Genomic DNA, 12,469 nt, shown 5'->3' with positions numbered 1-12,469 from the left:
ATGACAGAACCGGCCATCATCGGCGTTTTTGAGGAAGGTCACCGTTCTGCGGTGATCGGACTTTGGACAAAATGCGGCCTTATCCGCCCTTGGAACGATCCGCACAAGGACATCGACCGGTGTCTAAGTGTTCCGCTAAGCCGGCTGTTCATCCTGGAGCAGGGGACGAAGGTGATCGGAACTGTCATGACCGGATATGACGGGCACCGGGGCGCAGTTTATTATCTGGCCGTTGACCCTGATGCGCAAAAATCAGGCCTCGGCCGGCAATTGATGAACCATTGCGAAGATTACCTGACATCGCTTGGATGTCCGAAGATTAATCTGTTCGTGCGCAGCGATAGCGAATCGGTTCAAGCTTTTTACCGCACGCTGGGTTACGAGCAGGAAACGTCGGCGGCTTACGGAAAGCGCCTCATCCCTGACACTTAGGAGCGTGCCAGCTTTGCCAGTGCGTGTTAGAGGCTGGGCGGGCTCGAGGGGCGGCTGACCACATACCCCGCGCACCCCAGCATGAAGACCGCGGCCGCAACGGCGATCCACGGATCAGGGCGGCTCATCCAGAAGAAAACCGAATACCCAAACGTCATACCTGCCAAGGCGATCAGTTTTGCCCGCAACGGGATCGCCCCATATTCGCGCCAGGCAATAACTGGTGGGCCGAATACCGGGTGTTCCAGGATTCGGTTTTCAAGGGCGGGAGAGGACCGGGCAAAGCAGGCGGCTGCCAGGATAAAAAATATCGTGCTGGGCAACAGAGGCAGAAAAGCTCCAATGAGGCCAAGCCCGACGCACCCGGTTCCAAGCACTTTAAACGTGGTCCGCCGCAAACACTGCCTCCAATTCCGGCAAATTTGAGAGAAAGCCGCCAAAAAATATTCACTGGGTGGATATCGCACCGCGATAAATAGGCTTATCTATAGGCAGGGCCGATGCACACACAAGCTTGTATAAGGATTTGATCAGGTTACACCCATGACCAAGCACAAGCATAAATCAGACGACGGCCATAAGATAGGCCAGAGGCCGGGTGCGGCAACCCGCCTGCGGAATTACTTTCTCACGGGACTGGTCATCACGGGTCCGATTGGGATCACGCTGTGGCTGACCTGGACATTCATTCAATGGGTCGACAGCTGGGTCAAACCAGTTGTGCCGAGGGTATATAATCCGGACACTTATCTTCCGTTTCCGGTTCCCGGGTTCGGTTTGATTGTCGCCATCCTAGTTCTTACGATTGTCGGTTTTCTCGCGGCAAACTTTTTAGGCCGCAGCCTGATTTCATTCGGGGAAAACCTCGTTGGACGTATGCCACTTGTTCGTAATCTTTACAGTGGCTTGAAGCAGATTTTTGAGACAGTGCTTGATGAACGCGGAAACAGCTTCTCCCGCGCGGCCTTGATTGAGTATCCCCGGCCCGGGCTCTGGGCAATTGTCTTCATTTCCACCGATACAAAAGGCGAAGTCGCCAAACGGCTCAAGGACAAGTCGGCCACGGTGTCCGTCTTTCTCCCGACAACGCCGAACCCGACCTCCGGCTTTCTCCTATTTGTTCCCAAGGAAGACATCATCGAATTGTCCATGGGGGTTGAAGACGCTGCCAAGCTGGTCATCTCGGCAGGCCTTGTCAGCCCGCATTACCCTGAGCTCCTGGAAGACGAGATCGTCAACCCGGAGGATCTGGAGAAGATCCGGAAAACCGGCAGTGATTGATTATCCGGCCCGCAGCAGCCGGATCGCGGCGTCCCGTCCGAACAGATAAAGCAGACTGCGCAGGGCTTCGCCCCGTGCGGTGTCCAGATCCGGGTCCGTTTCGAGGATGAGACGTGCGTCATCGCGCGCCGTTTCCATCAAATCGGCATGAAACTCAGCGTTTGCGATGCGAAATCCCGGTGTTCCGGACTGCCGCGTGCCCAAAATTTCACCACCACCGCGCAGTTTCAAATCTTCTTCGGCAATCAAGAACCCGTCATTGGTCTCCCGCATGATGTTCAGTCGGGCTCCTGCTGTTTCGCCAAGCGGCCCCTTGTACAGAAGCACACAGGAGGACGGCTTGTCGCCACGTCCAACCCGCCCGCGCAGCTGGTGCAATTGAGCAAGACCAAATCGTTCCGCATGCTCGATCACGATGATTGTCGCATCTGGCACATCAACTCCCACCTCGATGACAGTCGTTGCGACGAGCACGTTGGTGCGGCCCGATTTGAAATCCGCCATGGCCGCGTCCTTTTCATCCGAACTCATGCGTCCGTGGACGAGTGAAACGGTCTGGTTCAGGGCGTGTTCCAGGACGCGGTGCCGGTCGGCAACGGCTGCCAGATCGATCTTCTCAGACTCTTCGACGAGCGGACATACCCAATAGACTTTCTGTCCCTCCTGTATTGCAGAGCCGATGCGGGCAATGATTTCATCCAGCCGGTCGAGGGAAACAGAAACGGTCTTGATGGGTTTCCGGCCCGCCGGTTTGTCGGTGAGCCGGGACACATCCATATCGCCAAAGCAGGTCAAGACCAGCGTGCGCGGTATTGGAGTTGCGGTCATCACAAGAACATCGACGCCCTGGTTCTTTCCGGACAATGCGAGCCGCTGGTGGACGCCGAAACGATGCTGTTCATCAACTACCACCATCCCAAGGTTCTTGAACGCGATGGAGCCCTGGAAGAGGGCATGTGTTCCAACCACGAGATCGATATCGCCTGCTTCGAGTTGCTCCTGGCGGATCCGGCGCTCCTTCTGACTGTCTTTGCCGGTGATCAAGGCGAGCCGTATTCCGGTCGCCTCGCATAAAGGCTGCATGGACGCAAAGTGCTGGCGGGCCAGGATTTCGGTCGGCGCCATAAGTGCGCCTTGTGCTCCCGTTTCAATAACCTGTGCCAGGGTCGCAAGAGCGACCACCGTTTTTCCCGATCCAACGTCTCCTTGGAGAAGACGCAGCATCCGTACCGGCTTTGCCAGGTCCTCATTGATCTCCTGGATTGCCTGGCTCTGGCTGCCGGTCAGTTGGAAGGGTAGTGCACCAACCACCGCGGCTTGAAGCTTGCCGGATGGTGAGCGCGCAATCCCCCCGAGGGTCCGCATATGCGCCCTGACGAGGGCAAGGGCAAGCTGGCTCGCCAACAGCTCGTCATAGGCCAGCCTTTCCACAAAGGGGGAGGTGGGCTCAATGTCGCTTCGCTCTGAAGGGACGTGCAGCGTCCGCAACGCATCTGCAAAATCGGGCCAGCCCGTTTTCTGCAAATGAGGACCATTCAGCCATTCCGGCAATCTGGGCAACTTATCCAGGGCGGCCTGCATCGCCTTGTGCAAGGTCTTTGAGGACAAGCCGGCTGTCAACGGGTAAACGGCCTCGATCTGGGGCATGCTGGCTGCTTCGCCGGGCTCAAGGGAGTAGTCCGGATGCACCATTTGCGGACGGTCGTTAAACCACTCTACCTTGCCAGACACGATCCGCCGCTGACCTTCCGGATACGTCTTTTCCAGCCAGTCCCGCCGGGGATGAAAGAAGACGAAGTCGATGGCACCGGTATCGTCATAGGCATTGATCTTGTAGGGCGCCTTGGAGTGGCGCGGCGGCGCCGCATGACGTCCAATTGTGACATCCAGCGTGACGATGTCGCCGTTTTCCGAATAGGCGATCCCCGGCCGGTGACGGCGGTCTATCAGGCTGGCCGGGGCGTGAAACAGAAGATCTGCGACTGTCGCATCCCGGTCAGGCTGTGTTCCGACCAGTCCGGAAACGAGTTTGGCAATCTTCGGGCCGATCCCCGGCAACGTGGAAACCGGGGCGAACAGCGGGTCTAGGATCGGTGGACGCATTCGGAAATGGCATTCCCTGAGGGGTGAACTGGCGGCGGCCGGTCATAGGCCGGTGCAGTGTTGTGCCATGAAGGCAAACCACTGCGCAAGAAACAGAACAATCTGTGAACTTGAACGCTGACATTCTGGATCATCAGCGTTATATACCACCAACTCATTCTTCCATCGGCGGTGCAGTGCGGGCAATTCCCCCTGCATACGCATGACTGCGAGTTAGGTCCAAATGTCTGAAACGCAAGCGCCTCACGAAACCGGAGATCAGCCGCGCGACCCAAGACGCAAGAAGATTCTGTTTCGCTGCTGGCACCGGGGCATGAAGGAAATGGATCTTCTCCTCGGCGGATTTGCAAATGCTGAGATCGACAAACTCAATGATGCAGAACTTTCTGAGCTTGAGCACCTTCTGACAGCGCACGATCAGGATCTGTATGCCTGGATCACCGGCCGCAAACCCTTGCCGCCGGAATGGGACGGGCCGCTCTACCGCCGCATCATCGCCTATCATGAAACTGCCGGGCCTGCCGGTTTCATAAAATAACAAGACCAAGGATCACGCTGTGTTTGACAGCCTGTTGAGAGACCGGGCCAACCTGACTTTGGCCGGAGTGCCTGATGGCGCCGAAAGTTATGCGCTTGCGCGCCTTCTGGCTGAAACACCGGACAATGGATTGGCGCTTGTCTTTATTGCCCGCGATGCAACGCGCATGGCCATGGTGAGCGAGGCCCTGGCCTTTTTCGATCCGTCAATCGAGGTTCTCCAGCTTCCGGCCTGGGATTGCCTTCCCTATGACCGCGTTTCTCCGAACCCTGCCATCAGCGCCCGGCGTCTGATCGCACTTGGCCAGCTCGCCCATGGTGTTTCGAAGACCGGCAAGACCGTCTTGATGACCACCTTGAACGCGGCCATCCAGCGCATGCCGGAACGCGAGTTCATCGCGCGCCAGACCCTGTCGCTGGCACCGGGCAACCGGGCAGACATGTCAGCGATTTCCCAGTGGCTGGAAACCAACGGCTTTTCCCGCACTCCAACCGTCCGCGAAACCGGTGAGTATGCAATCCGCGGCGGCATCGTGGACCTTTATGCCCCCGGAGATGAAGAGCCGGTCCGGCTGGACTTCTTTGGCGACACACTGGAATCCATCCGCTCGTTCAATCCTGAGACACAGCGCACCTCAAAACAGCTCAAACGTCTCGATCTCGTGCCGATGAGCGAAGTTGTTCTGTCTGAAGAAGCCGTTTCAAAATTCCGGAAATCCTATCTTTCAAATTTTGGTGCAGCGAGCCGGGAAGACGTTCTTTATCAATCCATCAGCGACGGCCGCCGCTATGCCGGAATGGAGCATTGGCTGCCGCTGTTCCACGACCGGCTTGAAACGCTCTTTGATTACATCGGTGAAACGCCAGTTGTCCTGGACACCAGCATGGCCGACGCGGTGCGCGAGCGGGCTGATCAGATCCAGGAACACTACAAGGCCCGCGAAGAGGCCCGTGAAATCGGCGGCAGCGGATCGGTGCCCTACATGCCGGTGGCACCCGAGAGCCTTTATTTTTCGGAAGCTGAATGGACCACCGCCATCGCGGACCGGGCAAGCGCCTATCTTGATGCCTTCACGCCGCCGCCGGGCAGCGGCAAGAAAGTCGTCGAACTGGGCGGCCGTCAGGGCCGGAGTTTTGCGGCGGAGCGCAGTGCGGGCGACATCAATATCTTCGATGCGCTTACCACCCATGTCCGGTCTCTGCAAAAGGACGGCAAACGCACGGTGATCGCATGCTGGTCGGACGGCTCAAGAGACCGGCTCGGGCAGATCCTTGGCGATCACGGCCTTGAGACCGTCCAGGAAGTTGAAACGCTCGCACAGGCGGAAGCCCTGCCGGCGAAAACGACGGCCCTTTGTGTCCTTGGCATCGAACACGGCTTTGAACTCAGCGATATTGTCTTCATTGGCGAACAGGACATTCTCGGCGACCGGCTGGTGCGCAAGTCACGCCGCAAGGCCAAGGGCGCGAATGTCATCACCGAGGCAACCGGCCTGTCAGAAGGCGATCTTGTCGTCCATGTGGAGCACGGCATCGGCCGCTTTATCGGGCTGAAGACGGTTGAGGCAATCGGCGCTCCGCATGATTGCCTGGAGCTGCAATATTCCGGCGGCGACAAGCTTTATCTTCCCGTTGAAAACATTGAACTTCTGTCGCGCTACGGCTCCGAAGACCAGGAAGCCCAGCTCGACAAGCTGGGCGGCGGCGCCTGGCAGGCCCGCAAGGCCAAACTCAAGAAGCGCATTCTCGAGATTGCAGATGGCCTGATCAAGACGGCAGCGGCCCGGGCATTGAAGACCGCACCGGTCGTGGAAACGCCTGAAGGGGTCTACGACGAGTTCGCGACCCGCTTTCCCTATGAGGAAACCGAAGACCAGCTCACCGCCATTGATTCGGTGTTTGAAGACCTGACGTCCGGCCGTCCCATGGACCGGCTTGTTTGCGGCGATGTCGGGTTTGGAAAGACGGAAGTGGCGCTCAGGGCCGCTTTTGTTGCAGCCATGTCCGGCCGCCAGGTGGCCGTGGTCGTCCCGACCACGCTGCTGGCCCGCCAGCATTTTAAGACATTTTCAGAGCGGTTTCACGGATTGCCGATCAATGTCGCCCATGCCTCGCGGCTGGTGCCCACCCGGCAGCTGACCCAAACCAAAAAGGGCTTGGCCGACGGATCGATCGATATTGTGGTCGGAACCCATGCGCTCCTTGGCAAGGCGGTTCAGTTCCGCGACCTCGGCCTGCTCATCATCGATGAGGAGCAGCATTTCGGCGTCAAGCACAAGGAGCGCCTCAAGGAACTGAAATCGGACGTGCACGTCCTGACGCTGTCAGCCACCCCGATCCCAAGAACGCTTCAGCTGGCGCTCACCGGTGTGCGGGAGCTGTCGCTGATCGCAACGCCGCCGGTCGACCGTCTGGCAGTGCGCACATTCGTATCGCCCTTTGATCCCTTGGTGGTGCGCGAAGCCCTGCTGCGCGAACACTATCGCGGCGGCCAGAGCTTTTATGTCTGCCCGCGTCTGTCCGATATCGCCGAGCGCAAGGCATTCCTTGAGGAGCAGGTCCCGGAACTGAAGGTCGCCGTGGCCCATGGCCAGATGCCGCCCAGCGAACTTGAAGACGTCATGAACGCCTTTTACGAGGGCAAGTACAATGTTCTTCTCTCGACGACCATCGTCGAATCGGGCCTCGATATTCCGACAGCCAACACCCTGATCGTTCACCGCGCCGACATGTTCGGTCTTGCGCAGCTTTATCAGCTCAGAGGACGGGTCGGACGGTCCAAGATCCGCGCATACGCGCTCTTCACGGTCCCGGCGAACAAGACACTGACGGCGACCGCCGAGCGGCGCCTCAAGGTTTTGCAATCCCTGGAAAACCTCGGTGCGGGCTTTCAGCTGGCAAGCCACGACCTTGATATTCGCGGCGCCGGGAACCTGCTGGGCGAAGAACAGTCCGGGCACATCAAGGAAGTGGGCTTCGAGCTCTACCAGCAGATGCTGGAGGAGGCCGTTGCCCAGCTCAAGGACGGCGGGGCGGAGTTCGGCGAGGAACAGTGGTCGCCCCAAATCAACATCGGCACACCGGTTCTGATCCCGGAAGACTACGTTCCGGACCTGCAGCTCCGACTGCAACTCTACCGCCGCCTCGGTGATGTAACCGAAGCATCGGAAATCGATGCATTTGGCGCGGAGATGATCGACCGTTTCGGCCCGCTGCCGGAAGAAGTCCAGCATCTCTTGAAGATCGTTTACATCAAGGGTCTGTGCCGCAAGGCCAATGTGGAGAAGGTGGACGCCGGGCCGAAAGGCATTGTCGTGGCCTTCCGGAACAGCGAATTCGCCAATCCGGCAGGGCTTGTGTCGTATATTGCCGAACAGGGCGTATTGGCGAAAATCCGCCCTGATCAAAAGGTCGTTCTGACCCGCGACTGGGACAAGACAGACGCCCGGCTAAAAGGCACGGCCACGGTGCTGACAAAGCTTGCGCGGTTGGCGGCCGCGTAAGGGCAGCCGCGATGCAGTGCCGCGTCACGGCGGGCGGTCATGCATCGGCTTGGCATGGCAAAGCGTTGCGAGACCCTTGGTTTCACGGGCCGGGCAAAGAGGGCCTGTCACCGCATTTGCAATGGGGTTAACGGCCAATTTAATGAGTCTTCTCAAGACTCTATTAAGCCTGTCCAGCGATAGTCAAAACTCCAGATGACCACGAGTTGAGTGTTTAGGTCTTAAAGTGCCCCGAGCAGCTACCCGACAGCGCAAACAATCCAAATTCCGCCGCCTGATCACGCCTGCCATCGCGATTGCCGCTTTGGCTTACTTCGGTTTTCACGCCATGAATGGAGAGCTTGGTCTTGTTGGCCGCGCCCTGATTGAAAACAGGGTGGCCGAACTGGAGACAGAACTTGGCGAGCTGACCAAAGAGCGCCAGCAATTGGTCGCGCGGGTCAGTCTGCTCCGGCCGGAAAGCCTCGATCCGGATATGCTTGATGAACGGGCAAGGCTCACCCTGAACCTTGCCAACACCAACGAACTCGTTGTGCTGCGGCCGGGCCACCGTTACTAAGTAAACTGTATTTTGGTTGATTTTTAACAATAAACCAATTTCTGGTTATCTATCATTTTTCCTAGTAACTGCAACCACATAGAGCCAATGCTGCACTGCGAGATTCATGGATTGGATTGACAGCTGCATCGGGTTAGGGTGCATCTACTTGTCTTAGGGGAAACGTCACGCCGAGTGAGGGTTATGGCCGCAGCATCCAAAACGACAACCGCTGGCGCAAAGTCGACCAGCCGGTCCCGCAGCACTGCCAAGAAGGCAGAGCCAGCGATCGCCGAGTTCAAAAAAGATGAAGAACTCCACGCCTACCGCGAAATGCTCCTGATCCGCAGATTTGAAGAAAAAGCCGGCCAGTTATACGGTATGGGTCTGATCGGCGGTTTCTGTCACCTTTATATCGGGCAGGAAGCCGTTGTGGTAGGGATGCAGATGGCCAAGATCGAGGGTGATCAGATGATCACTGCCTACCGCGATCACGGCCACATGCTGGCCATGGACCTGGACCCGAAAGGCGTTATGGCCGAACTCACCGGACGCCGCGGCGGATTGTCGAAAGGCAAGGGCGGGTCCATGCACATGTTCTCCAAGGAGAAACATTTTTACGGCGGTCACGGCATCGTCGGTGCGCAGGTCTCGCTTGGAACCGGTTTGGGGTTCGCCAACAAATACCGTGAAAACGGTAATGTTTGCATGACCTTCTTCGGAGACGGCGCCTCCAACCAAGGGCAGGTCTACGAGAGCTTCAACATGGCCGAGCTCTGGAAGCTGCCGGTCATTTACGTAATTGAAAACAACAAGTACGGCATGGGCACCAGCGTCGAACGCTCTTCGTCCATGACCGACCTGTCCCAGCGCGGCGCCTCCTTCAACATCCCCGGCGAAAAGGTCGACGGCATGGATGTGCGTGCCGTCATGGCCGCATCCAAGAAGGCCCTGGAATGGTGTCGGGCCGGCAAAGGCCCCTACATTCTGGAGATGGTGACCTACCGCTACCGCGGCCACTCCATGTCCGACCCGGCCAAGTACCGGTCGAAGGACGAAGTTCAGAAAATGCGCACCGAGCATGATCCGATTGAACAGGTCCGCAAGCGTTTGCTCGACAACAAATGGGCAACGGAAGACGATCTGAAAGCAATCGACAAGGAAATCCGCGGCCGGGTTGCCGAAGCTGCCGAATTTGCGCAAAGCGATCCGGAGCCGGACGCCTCTGAACTCTACACCGACATTTTGCTTTAAGGCCGGGGGACATTATGCCAATTGACATTTTGATGCCGGCGCTTTCGCCGACAATGGAAGAAGGCAAGCTTGCCAAGTGGCTGAAAGCCGAAGGTGACAGCGTATCTGCCGGCGATGTGATCGCCGAAATCGAGACTGACAAAGCCACGATGGAAGTGGAAGCCGTAGACGAGGGAACACTCGGTAAAATCCTGATCGCCGAGGGCACCGACAACGTCAAAGTGAACGAAAAGATCGCCATTCTGCTGGGCGAAGGCGAAGATGCCAGCGCCATGGATGGCGGCGGGAGTGCACCGGCGGCGGCTTCAGAAGCGCCAGCCGCCACTGAAGCGCCGAGTTCGCCAGCCGTTGCGTCCGCGCCGACCCCTCAGGCCCCGGCACCGGAAACCGCAGAGGATCCTGAAATCCCGGCAGGCACGACCATGAAGGCGTCGACTGTCCGTGAAGCGCTTCGCGACGCGATGGCCGAGGAAATGCGCCGCGACGGCGATGTCTTCGTCATGGGCGAGGAAGTTGCCGAGTATCAGGGCGCTTACAAGATTACCCAAGGCTTGCTTGACGAGTTCGGTGCAAAGCGGGTTGTCGACACGCCGATCACGGAACACGGGTTTGCCGGCCTGGGCGTCGGTGCTGCCATGGCGGGGCTGAAGCCGATCGTGGAGTTCATGACCTTCAACTTCGCCATGCAGGCGATTGACCAGATCATCAACTCTGCTGCAAAGACGCTGTACATGTCCGGCGGCCAGATGGGCGCTCCAATCGTGTTCCGCGGTCCGAATGGCGCGGCGGCCCGCGTTGGTGCCCAGCACAGCCAGGACTACGCCGCATGGTACGCCCATGTGCCGGGACTGAAAGTCGTGCAGCCATATTCGGCTGCGGACGCCAAAGGCCTGTTGAAAGCCGCCATCCGGGACCCGAACCCGATCATCTTCCTGGAAAACGAGATCCTCTACGGCCACTCGTTTGAAATTCCGGACATGGAAGACTTCGTTCTGCCAATCGGCAAGGCGAAGATCGAGCGCGGCGGAACGGACGTTACGCTGGTGTCCTGGGGCATCGGCATGACCTACACCATGAAGGCCGCCGAAGAGCTGGCCGGAATGGGCATCTCAGCGGAGGTGGTTAACCTGCGCACGATCCGCCCGCTGGACATCGACACCGTTCTGGCATCGGTCCGCAAGACCGGCCGGATCGTGACCGTGGAAGAAGCCTTCCCAATGTGCTCGGTCTCCTCCGAGATCGCATTCCAGGTCCAGGAAAAGGCCTTCGACTATCTCGATGCCCCGATCCTGCGCGTTACCGGTAAGGACGTTCCGATGCCCTATGCCGCAAATCTCGAAAAGCTCGCATTGCCGAGCGTTGCGGAAGTCATCGACGCGGTCAAAGCCGTCACCTACACGGCCTAAGGCGAGGGGATACGGGACATGCCAATCAATATCACCATGCCGGCTCTCTCTCCGACGATGGAGGAGGGCAACCTGGCCAAATGGCTGGTCAAGGAAGGCGACACGGTTTCCGCAGGCGACGTTATCGCCGAGATCGAAACCGACAAGGCCACCATGGAAGTGGAAGCCGTCGATGAGGGAACGGTCGGCAAGATCGTCGTTCCGGAAGGCACCGCGGCCGTCAAGGTCAATGAGCTGATCGCTGTGCTTTTGGAAGATGGCGAAGATGCCAGCGCCATTGACACATCCGGCGGCGGCGGAGCAGCCCCGGCTGCAGCTGCTCTGGAAACTGCTTCGGCAACCGATGCAGGGGCACAGGAAGTCATACCGGTTGGCGCAGAAGCGGCAACCGCACCGGTGCCGGTACCGAAAGGGGCTGACGGCAACCGGATTTTTGCGTCTCCACTTGCACGGCGTCTGGCGCAACTCAACGGCCTTGATCTGAAGGCTCTATCGGGTTCCGGCCCGCATGGCCGGATCGTCAAGAAGGACATTGAGGCAGCTGTCGCCGCCGGGACCGGCAAGGCAGCTCCGGCAACTGCTGAGGCTCCGAAGGCAGCTCCGGCAGCCTCCGCGCCAGCAGCAGGCCCGTCCGCCGATCAGGTTCTCAAGAACTTTGCCGAAGGCTCTTACGAACTCGTGCCGCATGACGGCATGCGCAAGACCATCGCAAAGCGCTTGACCGAATCCAAACAGACCATCCCGCATTTCTATGTGTCCGTGGACTGCGAGCTGGATGCCTTGCTGGCGCTCAGAGCCCAGCTCAACGGCAGTGCCTCCAAGGACAAGGACGGGAACCCCGCTTACAAGCTGTCGGTCAATGACATGACCATCAAGGCGCTTGCTCTGGCCCTGCGCGATGTTCCGGATGCAAACGTGTCCTGGACGGACGACAACATGGTCATGCACAAGCATGCCGATGTCGGCGTTGCAGTCTCGATCCCGGGCGGCCTGATCACGCCGATCATCCGCCGCGCAGAAGAAAAGCCGTTATCCGTCATTTCCAACGAGATGAAGGACCTGGGCAAGCGCGCTAAGGACCGCAAGCTGAAGCCCGAGGAGTATCAGGGCGGCACCACGGCTGTGTCCAACATGGGCATGATGGGCGTCAAGAACTTCTCCGCCGTCGTCAATCCGCCGCATGCGACCATTCTCGCGGTCGGCGCGGGTGAAAAACGCCCTGTCGTGAAAGACGGCGAGCTGGCTGTCGCGACGGTCATGTCGGTCACGCTGTCAACCGACCACCGCTGTGTGGACGGGGCGCTTGGCGCGGAACTTCTGGCGGCCTTCAAGGGCTACATCGAAAATCCGATGAGCATGCTGGTCTGATGCAAGCTCTCAAAGGCGCGGTACCTCTGCCGCGCCTTTATTGACTG

The 12,469-nt window shown here is 58.7% G+C and carries 10 protein-coding genes; 8 read left to right on the top strand and 2 right to left on the bottom strand.

Features of this window, described 5'->3' with window-relative positions; translation table 11 throughout:
- Positions 1-432: a GNAT family acetyltransferase gene (locus E1180_RS20595; protein ID WP_155194367.1), complete on the top strand. Its 432-nt coding sequence runs from the start codon at positions 1-3 to the stop codon at positions 430-432.
- Between the two features lie 26 nt (positions 433-458).
- On the opposite strand, the gene E1180_RS20590 is transcribed toward E1180_RS20595, so the two are convergent.
- The gene (locus E1180_RS20590; protein ID WP_155194365.1) at positions 459-830 is read right to left on the bottom strand and encodes a YbaN family protein; all 372 of its coding nucleotides are present in this window, start codon (positions 828-830) and stop codon (positions 459-461) included.
- A gap of 145 nt (positions 831-975) precedes the next feature.
- Here E1180_RS20590 and E1180_RS20585 point away from each other — a divergent pair, with 145 nt between their 5' ends.
- Positions 976-1,713, top strand: a complete 738-nt coding sequence (locus E1180_RS20585) for a DUF502 domain-containing protein (protein WP_155194362.1) — start codon at positions 976-978, stop codon at positions 1,711-1,713.
- Here the strand turns inward: E1180_RS20585 and recG are convergent, their stop codons facing one another.
- The gene (gene recG, locus E1180_RS20580) at positions 1,714-3,816 is read right to left on the bottom strand and encodes an ATP-dependent DNA helicase RecG (protein WP_155194360.1); all 2,103 of its coding nucleotides are present in this window, start codon (positions 3,814-3,816) and stop codon (positions 1,714-1,716) included.
- Positions 3,817-4,039: 223 nt separating this feature from the next.
- Between recG and E1180_RS20575 the strand changes: the two genes are divergently transcribed.
- The 6 genes from E1180_RS20575 to E1180_RS20550 all read left to right on the top strand — a co-directional run bounded on the left by E1180_RS20575 (position 4,040) and on the right by E1180_RS20550 (position 12,422).
- A complete protein-coding gene (locus E1180_RS20575) occupies positions 4,040-4,354 on the top strand; it encodes an FAD assembly factor SdhE (RefSeq protein WP_155194358.1) in 315 nt (104 codons plus the stop codon).
- A 19-nt stretch (positions 4,355-4,373) separates the two neighbouring features.
- On the top strand, positions 4,374-7,856 hold the full coding sequence (gene mfd / locus E1180_RS20570; RefSeq protein ID WP_283404434.1) for a transcription-repair coupling factor: 3,483 nt from the start codon (positions 4,374-4,376) through the stop codon (positions 7,854-7,856).
- 226 nt (positions 7,857-8,082) lie between these two features.
- Complete coding sequence (locus tag E1180_RS20565) at positions 8,083-8,415, top strand: FtsB family cell division protein (RefSeq protein WP_283404433.1); 333 nt, start codon at positions 8,083-8,085, stop codon at positions 8,413-8,415.
- Positions 8,416-8,598: 183 nt separating this feature from the next.
- Positions 8,599-9,648, top strand: a complete 1,050-nt coding sequence (gene pdhA, locus E1180_RS20560; RefSeq protein ID WP_155194356.1) for a pyruvate dehydrogenase (acetyl-transferring) E1 component subunit alpha — start codon at positions 8,599-8,601, stop codon at positions 9,646-9,648.
- Between the two features lie 14 nt (positions 9,649-9,662).
- Positions 9,663-11,054 carry a pyruvate dehydrogenase complex E1 component subunit beta gene (locus tag E1180_RS20555; protein WP_155194354.1) on the top strand — a complete coding sequence of 464 codons (1,392 nt, stop codon included), beginning with the start codon at positions 9,663-9,665 and terminating at the stop codon, positions 11,052-11,054.
- A gap of 18 nt (positions 11,055-11,072) precedes the next feature.
- Complete coding sequence (locus E1180_RS20550) at positions 11,073-12,422, top strand: pyruvate dehydrogenase complex dihydrolipoamide acetyltransferase (protein WP_155194352.1); 1,350 nt, start codon at positions 11,073-11,075, stop codon at positions 12,420-12,422.
- Positions 12,423-12,469: the final 47 nt, after the last annotated feature.

This window comes from Roseibium denhamense, from assembly GCF_009711415.1.
Lineage (GTDB): Bacteria > Pseudomonadota > Alphaproteobacteria > Rhizobiales > Stappiaceae > Roseibium > Roseibium denhamense.
Note: the sequence above shows the minus strand (reverse complement) of the source record. Positions and strands in the feature narration are given on the sequence as shown.